This is a genomic window from Novosphingobium aromaticivorans DSM 12444, assembly GCF_000013325.1.
Classification (GTDB): domain Bacteria; phylum Pseudomonadota; class Alphaproteobacteria; order Sphingomonadales; family Sphingomonadaceae; genus Novosphingobium; species Novosphingobium aromaticivorans.
In genome coordinates this window covers 2,048,213-2,063,740 of the sequence record NC_007794.1, presented here as the reverse complement: position 1 = coordinate 2,063,740, position 15,528 = coordinate 2,048,213, and the positions used below count along the sequence as shown (strand labels likewise).

Genomic DNA, 15,528 nt, shown 5'->3' with positions numbered 1-15,528 from the left:
ATGGCGCCGAGAAAAGATGCAGGTGAGGTTTCCGCTACGGCGCCTTCATCCCTGCGCTACCAGGACACGGAAAACACGCCCATGCCCATCGCCATCAAGATGCCCGCCCTCTCCCCGACGATGGAGGAGGGAACTCTCGCCAAGTGGCTGGTGAAGGTGGGCGATAAGGTCTCTTCCGGCGACATCATGGCCGAGATCGAGACCGACAAGGCGACCATGGAATTCGAAGCGGTCGATGAAGGCACGATTGTTTCCATTGACGTGGCCGAAGGATCTGAAGGCGTGAAGGTCGGGACCGTCATCGCAACCTTGGCGGGCGAGGATGAAGATGCCAGTGCTCCCGCTCCTAAGGCCGTCGCTCCCGCTGCGGCGCCTGTGCCGGTTCCTGCGCCCAAGGCAGAGCCCGCGCCGGCGGCGGTTTCCACCCCCGCTCCTGCAGCGGCGTCCGCTAGCAAGGGTGACCGCGTAATCGCCACCCCGCTGGCCAAGCGCATCGCGGCGGACAAGGGTATTGATCTCAAGGGTGTGGCAGGCTCTGGTCCTAATGGGCGCATTATTCGCGCCGACGTCGAGGGTGCGAAGCCCGCCGCTGCCGCGCCAGTTTCTACCGTGGCGCCCGCGGTCGCGTCGGCAGCCGCCCCTGCTCGTGCCCCGGCGGCCGTGCCAGACTTCGGCATCCCCTACGAGGCGCAGAAGCTCAACAATGTGCGCAAGACCATCGCGCGCCGCCTGACCGAGGCGAAGCAGACGATCCCGCACATCTATCTCACCGTCGACATTCGCCTCGACGCGCTGCTCAAGCTGCGCGGTGATCTGAACAAGGCGCTCGAGGCACAGGGCGTCAAGTTGTCGGTCAACGACCTCATCATCAAGGCGCTGGCCAAGGCGCTGATGCAGGTGCCCAAGTGCAACGTCAGCTTTGCCGGCGACGAACTGCGCAGCTTCAAGCGCGCGGATATTTCGGTGGCCGTTGCCGCGCCGTCGGGCCTGATTACGCCGATCATTGTCGATGCCGGCTCGAAGTCTGTCTCCGCCATCGCCACCGAGATGAAGGCGCTGGCCAACAAGGCTCGTGAGGGCAAGCTGCAGCCGCACGAGTACCAGGGCGGGACCGCATCGCTTTCGAACCTCGGCATGTTCGGCATCAAGAACTTCGATGCGGTAATCAACCCGCCGCAGGCGATGATCATGGCTGTCGGCGCGGGCGAACAGCGCCCCTACGTCATCGACGGTGCGCTTGGCATCGCCACGGTCATGTCGGCGACGGGCAGCTTCGATCACCGCGCGATCGACGGAGCGGATGGCGCTGAACTCATGCAGGCGTTCAAGAACCTGATCGAGAACCCGCTCGGCCTGGTCGCCTGACGCCTGACCATTCTGCGAGCGGCAGCATGCCGCCCGCTTCGCTAGATCATGGGCCGAAAATGGCCTGAAGGAGCATTTGCGTGGCTGAACAGTATGACGTCATCGTCCTCGGATCGGGCCCCGGCGGCTATGTCGCGGCGATCCGCTGCGCCCAGCTTGGCCTGAAGACGGCCATCGTCGAGCGCGAGAACCTCGGCGGCATCTGCCTTAACTGGGGTTGTATCCCGACCAAGGCGCTCCTGCGCTCGGCCGAAGTGCTGAACCATATGAAGCATGCCGCCGCCTACGGTCTTGCGGCCGACAACATCCGTGCGGACCTCGACGCGGTGGTCAAGCGGTCCCGCGGAGTTGCCAAGCAGCTCAACCAGGGCGTCACGCACCTGATGAAGAAGAACAAGATTACCGTGCACATGGGCAACGGTATTCTGAAGTCGGCCACGTCGGTGGAAGTCACTGGCGACAAGGGTTCCGAAACCATCTCGGCCAAGCATGTGATCGTCGCCACCGGAGCCCGCGCCCGCGACTTGCCGTTCGCCAAGGCCGACGGCGAGCGCGTGTGGACCTATCGCCACGCGATGACGCCCAAGGAGATGCCAACCAAGCTTCTGGTCATCGGATCGGGTGCGATCGGCATAGAATTTGCCAGCTTCTACAATGATATGGGGGCAGAAGTTACTGTCGTCGAGATGATGGACCGGGTGGTGCCCGTGGAAGATGCCGACGTTTCGGCCTTCCTCGAAAAGGCGCTAACCAAGCAGGGCATGAAGATCATGACCGGCGCAGGCGTCGAAAGCCTGGCCGTTTCGGCCTCGGGCGTGAAGGCGAAGATCAAGGGCAAGGATGGCAAGGTCGCGGAAGGCGATTACAGCCATGTCATCGTTGCGGTCGGCATCGTGCCGAATACCGAGCACATCGGCCTCGAAGCGCTGGGGGTGAAGGCTGAGCGCGGGATCATCGCCATCGACGGTTATGGCCGCACGAACGTCAAGGGCCTGTGGGCCATCGGCGACGTTACGCCGGGGCCATGGCTGGCGCACAAGGCCAGCCATGAAGGCGTGATCGCTGCTGAGGCCATCGCCGCGGAACTGGGCAACAAGGAGGTTCACCCGCACCCGATGGACCGGGGGAACATCCCGGGATGCACCTACTGTCACCCGCAGATCGCAAGCGTCGGCCTGACCGAGGCCAAGGCCAAGGAAGCAGGCTACGCGGTGAAGGTCGGGACCTTCCCCTTCATCGGCAATGGCAAGGCTATCGCGCTGGGCGAGCCCGAGGGCTTCGTGAAGACCGTGTTCGATGCCAAGACCGGCGAATTGCTCGGTGCGCACATGATCGGCGCTGAAGTGACCGAGATGATTCAAGGCTATGTGGTCGGCAAGACGCTGGAGACGACAGAGGCCGAACTGATGCACACGGTGTTCCCGCATCCGACCATCAGCGAATCGATGCACGAAAGCGTTCTGGCTGCTTACGGACGCGCCATCCACATCTGAGGTTTCCACCTCAAACCATTGACAGCCATGAAAAGGCGCGGAGGGGCAACCTCCGCGCCTTTTTGCCGGGGATGCCCCGCCAGGTTGTGACTGACGACGCAGCGCCACACCTCGTCGTATCGGTGCGGAACACCATGCGAGCAGCATTGTTGGGGATGCAGGAGTGTGCCCGATGGAATACGAGATCGAAGAGCCGATCAACCCGACTCCCTGGCAGTCCGAATGGCGTTGCAAGAGCACGGCGCCTGGGCGCCACGTGGACCAGGAAGACATGTCCCTGAAGGCGGTGGAAATCCCGGAATCCGAAGAACACTGAACGCCAGCCACGACTTGGCGGACAGGGTGGGATTCGAACCCACGGTGAGCTTGCACCCACGGCGGTTTTCAAGACCGCTGCCTTAAACCACTCGGCCACCTGTCCATGCGGAGCAATTTTCCGCCGAGCGTTCCGCCGGTCGTTGGCCCGCGCCTCGCTCGGTTCGCCGTTAGCGCCTTCCACATCGGTCGCAAAGGGGATTCCCATCCGGAAGTATCCGTGCGAGACAGGTTTGATGATTTTTTCGATGGGTAAGAGAGGTTTGCGGGCTGGGCTGACAGCCGCCTTGGCGTTGGTTCTGGCGGGCCCCGCAGGTGCACAGGTCGATCAGGAAGAGGCTGGTTTTCAAGGATACCTGCAACTTCTTTCGGCGCGTGCGCGGGGTGAAGGAGTCCGGGAAACCACGATTTCGGCGATGACGTCCGGGCTCACGCTTAACCACCGTGTTATCGAGCTGGATCGCAGCCAGCCTGGGTCCGCGACAGGTCCGATTGCGAACTTCGAACCCTATCGGCGCCAGCATGTCGACGCTGCGCGCATCGCGCGGGGCCGGCGCCAGTTCGCCGCCGCCAGTGGGCAACTTGCGACGATCGAACGGCGTTATGGCGTACCAGGCCCGATCCTTCTGGCGATCTGGGGCCACGAAACAGACTACGGTGGCTACACTGGAAACTTCGATCTGCCGCGCGCGCTGGCGACCCTGGCCTATGAAGGGCGTCGGCGGGAGTTGTTTGCGGACGAATTCATCGCTGCCATGAAAATGGTGGACCGGGGCGTGCCGCGATCGAAGTTGGTGGGGAGCTGGGCCGGCGCATTCGGCAATCCGCAGTTCCTTCCTTCGGTCTATCTGCGCGTGGCGCAGGACGGGGATGGCGACGGCTTCGCGGATATCTGGACCAGCCGCGCGGACACATTGGCGTCTATCGCCAACTATTTCCGCGATGCGGGATGGCGACCGGGCCAGCCCTGGGGCGTGGCGGTAACGGTGCCGGCGGACCTCGATCGCTCGAGCCTAGGTACGACGCTGCGGAGCCCGCGCTGTCCCCGGGTTTTCGAACGCCATTCGGGCTGGAAGACCATGCGCGAATGGCGCGCGCTGGGTATTGCGCCAAAGTTCGGGGCATGGCCAGGCGACGATGTGCTGGCTAGTCTGCTCGAACCCGATGGGCAGGGCAGGACTGCCTACCTGCTAACCGGAAATTATAGGGTTATCCTCGATTACAACTGCTCGAACTTTTACGCTTTGTCCGTGGGACTTCTTGCAGATGAGATCAGCCGTTAGCCATATCGCGATTGCGACGACCCTGTTGCTTGCTGCCTGCGGCGGTGCAGACGCCCGCGTTTTCGGGCCGTCTGTCGACATCATTCGCGGGCCGGCGGGCGACTATCCGATGGTTCTTGGCGCCCCGTTCCAGGTCGATGGCGTCACCTATACGCCGGCAGATACATTGAATTACGATTCGGTGGGCTACGCTTCGCAGGCCGAGGGGGAAGGGATCAGCGGTGCACACCGCACCTTGCCGCTACCCAGCTACGTCGAAGTGACATCGCTCGAAACAGGCAGGACAATCCTGGTCCGATTGACCCGGCGCGGACCGATGACTGGTAACGACGTCGTCTCGCTTGCACCGGGCGCGTGGATGCAACTGGGGGCCGGGGCTTCCGATAGGGTGCCGGTGCGGGTGCGCAGGGTCAATCCGCCCGAAGCAGAGCGTGCTCTGCTTCGCGACGGGGCGCAGGCTCCGGTCAGGATGGACACCCCGCCGGGATTGCTTGCGGCGCTGAAGCGAAAGCTGGGGCTAGTTGTGGCACCGCCCGTCCTGCCGTCGACACTGCCAGTGGCTGCGGCAGGCGCTTTGGGTTCCACACCGACCGCCTTGCCGTCATCGATGCCGATCCCGCAAGCGAAGACCGCGGTGAAGCCTCGAAGTGCTCCTCGGGCCAAGGCTTCAGCGCCGGTCGGGGCGGGGCATGGATTGTTCGTGCAGGCGGGCGCCTATTCCACGCGCGAACGTGCTGAAAAGGTTGCGCGGGCGCTGGGCGGTACAGCAACCTCAGGGGGCAAAGTCTGGCGTGTGCGAACCGGGCCACACAAGGATCGTGGACAAGCTGACGCGGCGCTGGCGAAGGTGCGCGCGGCGGGCTATGCCGACGCGAGGGTCGTCGCTGCTCCTTGAGCCCTGGTGCGGCGGCTCCGTGTGACCGGGGAATGCCTTTTGCGCCTGAAGTTCGTTGCCGTCGCCGCTGGATTGATTGTGGGCGCCATGCCGGTACAGGCGGCTGCGCCCGAAGTGGGGCTGGATGCCGCCATGACGTCGCTGCCACGCATCGACGCGCCCATAGCCCTTCTCGTTGACTCCGGATCGGGACGGACGCTTTATGCGCGAGACGTACACAGGCGTTTCGTGCCGGCTTCGATCACCAAGATCATGACCAGCTATGTCGCGTTCGATCTTGTTCGAAAGGGCAAGCTGCGGCTCGATCAACGTATTTCGATCCGGCCGGAGACATTTCGCAAGTGGAAGAACGTGGGCAGTACGATGTTCCTGCCCGCAGAAGCGCAACCGACGGTCGCAGAACTGATCGAGGGCATTGTCACCGTTTCGGCCAACGATGCCTGTGTGGTGCTGGCCGAAGGCGCGGTCGGATCAGTACCCGCGTTCACCCGGCTGATGAACGAGGCGGCGCTGCAGCTCGGCATGCGCGACAGTCACTTCAACACGCCGAACGGGTGGATGGACGAAGGCCAGACCTATGTGACGGCAGACGATCTCGCGAAGCTGAGCGGCGCGCTGATGACGCGCTTTCCGGACCTGTACAAGCGGTTTTACGGCCACGCCACGATGACCTGGAATGGCATTACCCAGCCTAACCACAACCCCTTGTATGGGCATACGGAGGGCGCAGACGGAGTGAAGACCGGCTTCACCAACGAGGCCGGCTATGGCTTCGTCGGTTCTGCGGAGCGCGGTGGACGCAGGCTGATCATGGTGCTGGGGGGGTATGATCGTCCGATCGACCGGACGAACCAGTCGCGCGCGCTGATCGAATGGGGCTTTTCCGCGTGGGAGTCGCATCCGTTGTTCAAGGCGGGCGCTCCTGTGGGCGTTGCCGAAGTACAGGGTGGGGCAGAAAGGCAGGTCTCGCTCGTTGCGCCACGTGCGCTAGGCGTGACGACACCACAAGGGCAGAAGCCGCGCTACACGTTGTCGATCCGCTACAAAGGCCCGCTCAGGGCTCCGATCGCCAAGGGGGAGACGGTGGCGAGCCTTTTGGTGCGGGTGCCGGGAGAGCCAGTCCACGCATTGCCCCTCGTCGCAGCCAATGCGGTGCCGAAGGGCGGGGTGGCTTCGCGACTGCGCAATGGGTTACTGGGGCTTGTCGGGCTGTGAGCCGGGGACGTTTTGTTGCCTTCGAGGGGGGCGAGGGCGTCGGCAAGTCGACGCAGGGACGGCTTCTGGCGGAGTCGCTGCGTGCGCGAGGGCTGGAAGTGGTGACCACGCGTGAACCTGGGGGGACCGCCGGCGCGGAAGCAATCCGCACGATGCTGTTGAGCACCGAAGGCGAAGGTTGGGGCGCTCGGGCGGAGGCGTTGCTGTTCGCAGCGGCGCGTGCCGACCATGTCGAGAAGCTGATCCGGCCATCGGTAGCGCGTGGCGCCTGGGTTGTGTGCGACCGATTCGTCGACAGCAGTCGAGCCTACCAGGGCGGTGGTAGCGGTCTTTCGGATGCGGATGTGATGCAACTCCACAGGATCGGCAGCGCGGGGCTCTTGCCGGACGTGACGATCCTTCTGACCGTACGGCCAGAAATCTCGGCTGCGAGGCTGGCCATGCGCGATGGCAATGCGGCGGACCGCATCGGCGGGCGCGGCGAAGAGTACCATGGACGTGTGGCGGCGGCCTTCCGGCGGTTCGCCGAGCAGGAACCCGACCGGTTCGCCGTTGTCGACGCTGAAGGATCGCCGGAAGAAGTTCATGCCCGGGTCACTGCGGCCATCGACAAGGCGTTGGCATGATCGGGCACGACGAAGCCTGGCGCGCTTGGCGTTCAGCCATGGCGGGCCCGCGCATGCATCACGGATGGATACTCGCGGGGCGCGAGGGGCTGGGCAAGGCGACATTCGCGCGTGCGGCCGCAGCCGAACTCGTTTCCGAGGCAGACGTCCCGCAACCTCCGGTCGACATGCACCCCGACATTCTCACGCTGTCGCCGCTTCCCGCAAGCGAGGACGAAGCGAAGAAGCGGGACGAAGGCAAGCCCTACCTGACCAAGCGCAACATTTCCGTTGATCAGGTGCGCGAGCTCCAGCGCCGGCTCACGACGCGACCGACGCTGGGGAGGAGGAGGGCCGTCATCATCGACGCGGCTGACCAGCTCGAAAAGAGTGCGGTCAATGCCTTGCTCAAGAGTCTTGAGGAACCCCCTGAAGGAACGTTCTTCCTACTCGTGGTCCACGCGCTGGGCCGGCTTCTCCCAACGGTGCGTTCGCGTTGCCTTGTGGTGCGTTTCCAGACCTTGAGCGACGCGGACGTGGCGCGTGCGCTGGATGAAGCGGCACCCGGGCTCGACAGCGACACGCGCCGGGCGGCATTGGCGGTGGCCGGGGGATCGCCCGGAGCCGCGCTTGCCTTCGCCGAACAGGACCTGGGCAAGGCCCAGGCGGTCTTTGCGGCGCTGTTGGACCAGGGTGATCCGGACCTGTCGCTTCGCGGCGCGCTTTCCGGCGTGATTGGCGCCCGACCCGACCGCGAACGGCAACTCGCTGCGATCGAGGCCGCGCGGATGACGGTCGTGCACGCGCTCGACCGGGCCGACGATCGGACCAGGCTCAAGCTGGTCGAAGCGCATGTAAAGCTTGTCCGGCTTGCCGGCGAAGCGCCGATCTACAACTTCGACCCAGGTATGCTGATGTTGGAAATCGGCTCCTTGCTGGCATCGGCTGCGCCGACTAGGGAAGGCGCACGATAAGCATCAGATTCCGGTTACGAAAGCGAGCGGCCCGATGGGCGAACCCTTCTACATCACCACTGCCATCTCCTACCCCAACGGCAAGCCGCATATCGGCCATGCCTACGAGGCAATTGCCGCCGATGTTATCGCGCGCTTCCAACGGGCCATGGGACGTGATGTGCGTTTCCAGACGGGCACGGACGAACACGGGTTGAAGATGGCGCAGAAGGCCCGTGAACTCGGCATAACGCCACGCGAGCTTTCCGACGAAATGTCATCTTATTTCATTAAGATGTGCGACGAACTTAATGTTTCGTACGACGTTTTCATTCGCACCACCGAGGAGCGGCATCACGCCTCGACGCAGGAACTCTGGCGTCGCATGGAGGCCAATGGTGATCTCTATCTCGACCGCTACGAAGGCTGGTATTCGGTCCGGGACGAGGCTTTTTACGATGAGAGCGAACTGGTAGCGGGCGAGGGCGGGGAGAAGCTGTCGCCCCAGGGTACCCCGGTGGATTGGACAGTCGAGGAAAGCTGGTTCTTCCGGCTTTCGAAATATGCCGAACCGCTACTGAAGCTCTACGAGGAGAATCCCGGGTTCATCCAGCCCGACAGCCGCCGCAATGAAGTGATGCGCTTCGTCGAGGGTGGACTGCGTGACCTTTCGGTTTCTCGCACCAGCTTCGACTGGGGTGTGAAGGTTCCGGGGTGCGATGGCCATGTAATGTACGTTTGGGTCGATGCTCTCACCAACTATATCACTGGGCTCGGTTTTCCGGACGAAAACGGCGACTTTGCAAAGTATTGGCCGGCGAACCTGCACCTGATCGGCAAGGATATCGTCCGCTTCCACACTGTCTACTGGCCGGCCTTCCTGATGAGCGCGGACATCGCGCTGCCGCGGCAAGTCTTCGGGCACGGATTCCTGCTCAACCGTGGCCAGAAGGAATCGAAGTCGCTCGGTAACGTCACCGATCCACTCGACCTTGCCGACCGGTTCGGGGTAGATCCGCTTCGTTACTTCCTGATGCGGGAAGTAGCCTTCGGTCAGGACGGATCCTATTCGGCCGAGGCCATTGTGACGCGATGCAATGCAGAGCTAGCAAACAGCTACGGCAATCTCGTTCAGCGCACACTATCCATGATTTTCAAAAACATGGGCGGCAATCTTGAGACATTTCATAGCAATGTGGGGGACGACGAACTGCTGGCTACGGTGTTCAATGCGTGCCGTGAGGAACTGCCGCGCGAGTTTTCCGCGCTGAACTTCTCGGCCGGGATCGAAGCTTGGATGCGTGCGGTCTTTGCCTGCAACGCCTATGTCGACGAACAGGCGCCGTGGGCGCTGCGCAAGACCGATCCCGAGCGCATGAAGGCCGTGCTGCTGACGCTGTTCATAGCGATCCGCGACCTGACCGTGGCGATTTCACCCGTCGTTCCGGCTGCCGCAGCCAAGGTGCTGGACCAGCTCGGCATTCCAAGGGAAGCGCGGGGTTTCGATGCGTTGACTGATGCGGACTGGTACATGGCACGCGTGGCAACCGGAGAGAGGCTTGCGCAGCCCATGCCTGCATTCCCCCGCCTTGAACTGCCGGAGGAGGAAGGATCGGCATGATGCTGATCGATTCCCACTGCCACCTGAACTACAAGGGACTTGTCGAAGATCAGCGGCAAGTGCTTGACCGCGCCAGAGAAAATGGCGTGCGTGGTTTCCTGAATATCTCCACGAGGCGTAGCGAGTGGGATGCCATCGTCGGTACTGCGGAGCGTGAAAGCGACGTCTGGGCCAGCATCGGCATTCACCCGCACGAGGCCGATGCCCACGCCGACCTTGGCGAAGCGGCCCTTCTTCAGGCGGCGCGACACCCGCGGGTAATCGGGATCGGCGAGACCGGGCTCGACTACTTCTACGACCACTCCGACCGGCAGGTTCAGCAGGACCTGTTCCGTGTGCACATTCGCGTGGCACGGGAAACTGGCCTGCCGCTCATCATCCACACCCGGGATGCCGAGGACGACACTACCAGGATCATCGAGGAAGAGATGGGGAAGGGGGCGTTCCCTGCGTTGATCCACTGCTTCACCGCATCGGCCGCATTTGGGGCGCGAATGCTGGAATTGGGGCTTTCCATTTCGCTTTCGGGTATCGTGACCTTCAAGAATGCCAAGGATCTGCAGGCGGTTGCGGCCAGCATTCCGGACGACCGAATCCTGGTTGAGACGGACGCTCCCTTCCTTGCACCGGTGCCGCATCGCGGAAAAACATGCGAGCCTGCGTTTGTCGCCGACACGTGCGCATTCGTGGCGGGCTTGCGCGGAACCAGCACGCAAGCGCTGGCCGATGTTACCGGCCGGAACTTCTTCCGTCTGTTTTCGAAGGCTTCGTTGTGAAGCTGACCATTCTGGGTTCAGGCACGTCGACCGGCGTTCCGAGGATCGGCAACGACTGGGGCGATTGCGATCCGAACGAGCCGCGCAACCGCAGGACCCGCGTTGCCATCGCAATCGAGGGCGATGACGGAAGCCGCCTGCTGGTCGATACGCCAACCGACTTGCGCCAGCAGTTCCTGAGCTGCGGGATCGAACGCGTGGACGGCGTTTTCTGGACCCACGACCACGCTGACCATTGCCATGGCATCGACGACTTGCGGCCGCTGCGATACGGTCGTGGCGGCCCGATCCCGGGTTATGCCGCCGCAGAGACGGTGCGCCGGCTCCGCCAGCGCTTCGGCTATGTCTTTGCTGGACAGCACGGCTATCACACGATCTGCGAGATCGACAATCTAGACCGGGTACGCATGATCTGCGGGATCGGCGTGAGCCATTGCCAGATGCCGCACGGGCCGGCGCAATCGACCGCATTCCGCTTTGATCAGGGCGGAAAATCAATTGGTTATGCGACAGATTTCAGCGAGATTACAGGTGACATGGTTGCCTTGTTTCACGGTATTGACGTGCTGGTCGTCGATTGCCTGCGCCGTCAACCGCATCCAACCCACGCGCACCTCGGCATGGCGCTCGAACTGATCGAGGCAACGCGCGCGAACCACGGCGTTCTTACGCATCTCGACAAGTCGATGGATTACCGGACATTGTGCGACGAGACGCCGCCACACGTGCAACCGGCGTATGATGGTCTGGAGATAGCGGTTTGAGTGATGACGTTGTCAGAATCATCGGCATCCTGATGGCGCTGGTTCTGGTGATGGCAAACGTGCGTGGGCAACGGATCGGACTGTCGGACGGTGTACGAATGGCGGCTTTGTGGGCATTTCTTTTCGTCGCGGTAACACTGGTGTTTTCGATAATCCGGTAGTGACGATCGGCTGCGCCTCTGTCCTTAATTAACATATATCAACACCAATTCGTGTCTTGTGTCCTAGTTTCAATGGTTTGCAGGCGATAAACCTGTCCATTGTGTTTCGCTCATAATTTGGACGATCAAGGGAGTTGGAAGTGCAAGACGCCGTAGGCGGCTCACTTCCTACTCGCTTGATCGTAACCCGATCGCAGCGTGACGGTTCAGTCTTCAGAGGAGGGCAGCGGCTCGGGCGACTGTCCCGGTGATACGCGAGCTAGGACAGCCGTGTAGAGCTGACGCCAGTGTTCCGCCTTACCGCGCTCACGCTCGGCCGTTCGGTCCGCCTTAGCCCTTTCGGCACGGGCATCCCGGAGCTCGGTCTCAAGGCGCTCGATCTTGTTGCGGAGTGCCGCTTCGATGTGCCGATATTCCTCGGGCGTTCGCAGCGGGACCTTCTTGCCGTCTATCACCTCGGTTTCCGCGCGGGTTTCGACGCGTTCCTCGCCGATCTCGTCGGCGAAGTTGTTGTAGAGGTACTGGCGGCTGACCTTTGCTTCACGTGCCACCGAGACGAACGTCACAGCCTGCCTGGTGTCGCGCAGCCGCATGATCGCATCCTCGACTGCAGCGCGCTTCTCTGCGCTACGACGGCTGCGGGCATCGTTGAGTGTTGCGATCCGCAGATCCGGTCCCATGGTCATGACGTCGCTTCCTCTCGAGCAGTGGCCGGCCTGTAGCGCTGCTTTTCACCCTTGTAGAGGCCGTGCTCCTCGATGGAGCGGATGATGGTGTCGGTGTTGTGGACCGCATCCTTATTGCGTTGCAGGCGCTTTCGCGTGATGTCGGCCATGCGGGTCTGTCCGCCTTCCTCGTAGTTCTGCGCTTCCTGCTCGAGCCCTTCGATCGCGGCGTAAAGTCCGGCCCGTTCACAGCGGAAGTGCTCCACGTCGCCGCCATCGGCGCGGAAGAACCGGCAGGTCAGGCAGGCGTGGGCGTGCTCGCACCATTCGCCGAGTTGCCCTGGCAGCGTGCAGGCGCCGCCGCAGACCCGCGTGGCCAGCATGGTTTCCTTGCGCAGCAGGAGATCGCCGACCGCTTCGTCGACCTTGCCCGCGATTGTGAAGAACTGGCCGCCACCCTTTCGCAGCAAGGCGTTCTTCTTGAGATCGAGACGCTTGTTGACGTACATCGACGCCATATCCGGCGAGGCATGGCCGAGCTCGAACATGATGCTCAGGATGTCGTGGCCTTCGGCCGCCATTTGTGTCCCTCGATGGTGGCGCAACGGATGCCATGAGAAGTCGAACGGCTTGCCTTCGCCATCGACGATCCCGTGCCTGAGGCACAGCATCCTGAGCTCCTGCAAGGTCCAGTTGTAGCCGAGGAACGATTCCCGCTTGCCGTAAAAGACGGGGAACAGGTATTTCGTGGCGCGCCCGTAACGCTGCCGGACGCGATCCTGCTGGGCTTCGATCAACTCGATCATGGCCCGGTGCGCGGGATCGGTCGCCAGCAAGGGCTTGGTGTTCCAGCGGCTGACCTTGTTCTGCCAGAACGTGAACAGCATGAACCGCTTGTCGTGCGGATCGGGCCGCAGGCAGTCGAAGAGCAAGGCATGCAGGTCTTCGGCTCGCGCACCGGTGGTGATCCCGATCATGAAGATTACCGGGATAGGGGCAGGCAGTTCATCGAGCCTGGCCATCATCGCGGCCAAGGCCTCAGGAGGCGCCGCCCGGTTGGCGCCCTCTCGCGAAGCGTAGAGCCGGTTGCGCGGGTCATCCGGTGCCTGCTTGTAACGGATGCGCCGCGCCGCGCGCTTGTCGAGCGCGATCCGCGGCCATTCCCCCGGCAGTAGCACCGGTGCTGCCCGCATCAGTTGGACGATGTCGGTGTACCAGTTCTTGCCGGCGGCATTGCGCGCGTTTCCCCATGCAAGATAGCGCTCCATCGTTAGTTCGTTGATCTTCGCAGGACCAGCGACGGATTCTTCGTGGAGGAACTGCGCAAACAGCCGTAACCGAGATCGCATCGCGATCACCGTTCTTGGCGCAAATTCCCCATGTGCGACCTTGTCGAGCAGGAAGCCGCGCATCAGCGGGCGCAGCCACGGCTCGAAGTTCAGGAAGTTGATATAGGTGTCGCTTCGCCGTTGCCGATCGCGGAAGCGTGTGTCCTCCTCGCTGTAGAGATCGTTGAGCAGGATGATGTCGCGGTCATGCATCGGTGCCATCTGCGCCCGGTTGATGATCGCGAAGCGATGGATATCACCGAACAGCTGCACTTCCGGTGAGCGGAACTCGCTGGTGACGATCTTGCCGCCCCGGATCCACTGGCGGGTCTGGCTTTGCCTGCGCCGTCCATAATTCGCGCCATACCAGGCGGCGTAGCACTCCAGCACTGCATCGTTGTGGTGGTTCCGTTTGCGCGCACCCTCGTCATCTGATGGCGCGAAGCCGGGGTGAGGGATGTCGGCAAGGCAGCCCGCCTCAAAGTGACCAAGCAGGTCCGCGCCTTCCTCTACCAGATAGCGGATCACCGGGATCCGGCGCTGGAACCAGTGGGCGTCCGCCTTGCGATCGTCGAGAACGGATACCGCCAGGTAAGCCTTGATCTCGTTGGTGAGTACCGGAACCGCAGCCTGAAGCGGCAAGCTTGCGTATGTCTGGCTCAGCCAGGGATGGCCGAACACCTCACCCATCATGGCGTCCGACCAAATGGGATTGGCGACGAGGAGGGGGGATATCTCCGCGAGGCGCCCCTCAAGCCAGTTGTTGTAGCGATCGGTATCGTGCGGCGTGCCGCCGACGAGCGCCAGCGGCGTCAGGCCCATCGCAGATCCTTTCCGAGCAGCTCAGCCTCGCGAAGTTTCTCAAGCCTTTCATGCACCTCGTCGGGTCCTGTGAGGTAAAGCCTGCGGATTTCCGAGGCGAACAGGTGCTGATAGAACGCCGCTGTCGTTTGCGGGCTGGCATGCCCGAGCCGGTCGGCCACTTCGAGCAGGCTGTATCCCGCCGCGATCGCCTCGGATGCATGGCTGTGGCGGAACATGTGCCAGCTGAAGGCGATATGGGTGCGCTGCTCCAGCAGGCCCGCGAGCTTCTGCGCGTAGGACAGGCTCATGGCGTGCCCGATGACGCCGGCTTTGACATTGGTGAAGACGTACTCGGCGCCGGACTCGAAGGCTGGCAGATATTCGTCGCTGGTGATGTAATCGACGTACATGTTGAGCACGTAGTCGTGCACCGGCACACCGCGCGTCCGGCCCGATTTCGCACGGGCCTCATTGGCATTGTCTTCGCGCGGAACGACCCAGATGACCTTTTCGGCGAGATCGATATCGACATGGCGCAGGCCCAGCGCTTCACCGATCCTAAGGCCGGTGTTGTAGAGCAGCACGACCAGGAAGGCGTCGCGCGCGAGCCCGCAGGCCTCGATCAGCCGCAGAACCTCGCTCGGCGTCAGCCGCTTCTTGAGCACCTGCTGCTGGACCCGGCCGGGATCGCCCGAGAGATAACGGTCTTTGCGCCGTGTCGTCCGTCGCTGGCTGATATGCTCAAGGAACGGCTTGTAGATCCGGTGGCCGTCATAGGCCTTTGTGACCTCGGTCGTATCGACCGCGAAGTCGTCAGTGCCGTTGTAAAAGCGGTAGAACGATTTGACCGCGAGCTGGATCTGGTTGCGCGTCGATGGTGCCAGAATCCGCGTTTCCTGCTTGCGTAGCAGGATCAGCCGAGGACTTGGCAGCGCATCCTTTCGGCGGGCAAGCCGCCAGGCAAGGAAGCTGTCATACAGCGCAACCGTGGCTTCATGGATGCCGGCGCCGTTTGCGCCGAGGAAGCTAGCGAAGTCCACAACGTGGCGAACATAAGCGCGGATCGTGTTTGGTGACGCATGGGTCTGTTCGAGATGGACGATCCAGTGACGAAGGCACTCGACGACATCGCCGTCATCATCCAATACCGTCCACGACCGGCGACCGCCGGGCATTTCGATGCGCGCAGCCTGCCAGGGCGTCGTAGCGAACGGAGTGGACACGGTCGCTGATACTGTTGAAAGACCCCCGTGACTGCAAGCCTTTCGCCATCACACTGGACACA

At 62.6% G+C, this 15,528-nt stretch carries 15 protein-coding genes and 1 tRNA gene; 12 read left to right on the top strand and 4 right to left on the bottom strand.

Annotated features, from left to right (window positions below):
- Window positions 1-81: 81 nt before the first annotated feature.
- The 3 genes from SARO_RS09760 to SARO_RS21030 all read left to right on the top strand — a co-directional run bounded on the left by SARO_RS09760 (window position 82) and on the right by SARO_RS21030 (window position 3,174).
- On the top strand, window positions 82-1,365 hold the full coding sequence (locus SARO_RS09760) for a pyruvate dehydrogenase complex dihydrolipoamide acetyltransferase (RefSeq protein ID WP_011445595.1): 1,284 nt from the start codon (window positions 82-84) through the stop codon (window positions 1,363-1,365).
- An 80-nt stretch (window positions 1,366-1,445) separates the two neighbouring features.
- Window positions 1,446-2,858, top strand: a complete 1,413-nt coding sequence (lpdA, locus tag SARO_RS09755) for a dihydrolipoyl dehydrogenase (RefSeq protein ID WP_011445594.1) — start codon at window positions 1,446-1,448, stop codon at window positions 2,856-2,858.
- A 172-nt stretch (window positions 2,859-3,030) separates the two neighbouring features.
- Window positions 3,031-3,174, top strand: coding sequence for a hypothetical protein (locus SARO_RS21030; protein WP_157042428.1), 144 nt, complete (start codon window positions 3,031-3,033; stop codon window positions 3,172-3,174).
- Between the two features lie 15 nt (window positions 3,175-3,189).
- Here SARO_RS21030 and SARO_RS09750 read toward each other — a convergent pair.
- Window positions 3,190-3,279, bottom strand: a tRNA-Ser gene (locus tag SARO_RS09750).
- A 142-nt stretch (window positions 3,280-3,421) separates the two neighbouring features.
- On the opposite strand from SARO_RS09750, the gene SARO_RS09745 reads away from it, so the two are divergent.
- The 9 genes from SARO_RS09745 to SARO_RS21025 are packed head-to-tail and all read left to right on the top strand — an operon-like array spanning window position 3,422 to window position 11,446.
- Window positions 3,422-4,456: a lytic murein transglycosylase gene (locus SARO_RS09745; protein ID WP_049759514.1), complete on the top strand. Its 1,035-nt coding sequence runs from the start codon at window positions 3,422-3,424 to the stop codon at window positions 4,454-4,456.
- Window positions 4,440-5,351, top strand: coding sequence for an SPOR domain-containing protein (locus SARO_RS09740; RefSeq protein ID WP_011445592.1), 912 nt, complete (start codon window positions 4,440-4,442; stop codon window positions 5,349-5,351). The genes SARO_RS09745 and SARO_RS09740 overlap by 17 nt, the downstream gene beginning before the upstream one ends.
- A gap of 39 nt (window positions 5,352-5,390) precedes the next feature.
- Window positions 5,391-6,566 carry a D-alanyl-D-alanine carboxypeptidase family protein gene (locus SARO_RS09735; RefSeq protein WP_011445591.1) on the top strand — a complete coding sequence of 392 codons (1,176 nt, stop codon included), beginning with the start codon at window positions 5,391-5,393 and terminating at the stop codon, window positions 6,564-6,566.
- Window positions 6,563-7,192, top strand: coding sequence for a dTMP kinase (tmk, locus tag SARO_RS09730; RefSeq protein ID WP_011445590.1), 630 nt, complete (start codon window positions 6,563-6,565; stop codon window positions 7,190-7,192). Before SARO_RS09735 ends, tmk begins: the two co-directional genes overlap by 4 nt.
- The gene (locus SARO_RS09725; RefSeq protein ID WP_011445589.1) at window positions 7,189-8,145 is read left to right on the top strand and encodes a DNA polymerase III subunit delta'; all 957 of its coding nucleotides are present in this window, start codon (window positions 7,189-7,191) and stop codon (window positions 8,143-8,145) included. The genes tmk and SARO_RS09725 overlap by 4 nt, the downstream gene beginning before the upstream one ends.
- A gap of 34 nt (window positions 8,146-8,179) precedes the next feature.
- A complete protein-coding gene (gene metG, locus SARO_RS09720) occupies window positions 8,180-9,745 on the top strand; it encodes a methionine--tRNA ligase (RefSeq protein WP_011445588.1) in 1,566 nt (521 codons plus the stop codon).
- A complete protein-coding gene (locus SARO_RS09715) occupies window positions 9,745-10,521 on the top strand; it encodes a TatD family hydrolase (RefSeq protein ID WP_041550983.1) in 777 nt (258 codons plus the stop codon). The genes metG and SARO_RS09715 overlap by 1 nt, the downstream gene beginning before the upstream one ends.
- Window positions 10,518-11,285 (top strand): MBL fold metallo-hydrolase, encoded by a 768-nt coding sequence (locus SARO_RS09710; protein WP_011445586.1) that lies wholly within the window; start codon window positions 10,518-10,520, stop codon window positions 11,283-11,285. The genes SARO_RS09715 and SARO_RS09710 overlap by 4 nt, the downstream gene beginning before the upstream one ends.
- The gene (locus tag SARO_RS21025) at window positions 11,282-11,446 is read left to right on the top strand and encodes a hypothetical protein (protein WP_157042427.1); all 165 of its coding nucleotides are present in this window, start codon (window positions 11,282-11,284) and stop codon (window positions 11,444-11,446) included. The genes SARO_RS09710 and SARO_RS21025 overlap by 4 nt, the downstream gene beginning before the upstream one ends.
- A 206-nt stretch (window positions 11,447-11,652) precedes the next feature.
- On the opposite strand, the gene SARO_RS09705 is transcribed toward SARO_RS21025, so the two are convergent.
- From SARO_RS09705 to SARO_RS09695, 3 genes are read right to left on the bottom strand one after another with little or no spacing between them, the layout of a single operon-like run.
- Window positions 11,653-12,132 (bottom strand): hypothetical protein, encoded by a 480-nt coding sequence (locus SARO_RS09705; protein WP_011445585.1) that lies wholly within the window; start codon window positions 12,130-12,132, stop codon window positions 11,653-11,655.
- Window positions 12,129-14,261 (bottom strand): tyrosine-type recombinase/integrase, encoded by a 2,133-nt coding sequence (locus tag SARO_RS09700; RefSeq protein ID WP_010890943.1) that lies wholly within the window; start codon window positions 14,259-14,261, stop codon window positions 12,129-12,131. Before SARO_RS09700 ends, SARO_RS09705 begins: the two co-directional genes overlap by 4 nt.
- A complete protein-coding gene (locus tag SARO_RS09695) occupies window positions 14,252-15,466 on the bottom strand; it encodes a tyrosine-type recombinase/integrase (RefSeq protein ID WP_010890944.1) in 1,215 nt (404 codons plus the stop codon). The genes SARO_RS09700 and SARO_RS09695 overlap by 10 nt, the downstream gene beginning before the upstream one ends.
- Window positions 15,467-15,528: the final 62 nt, after the last annotated feature.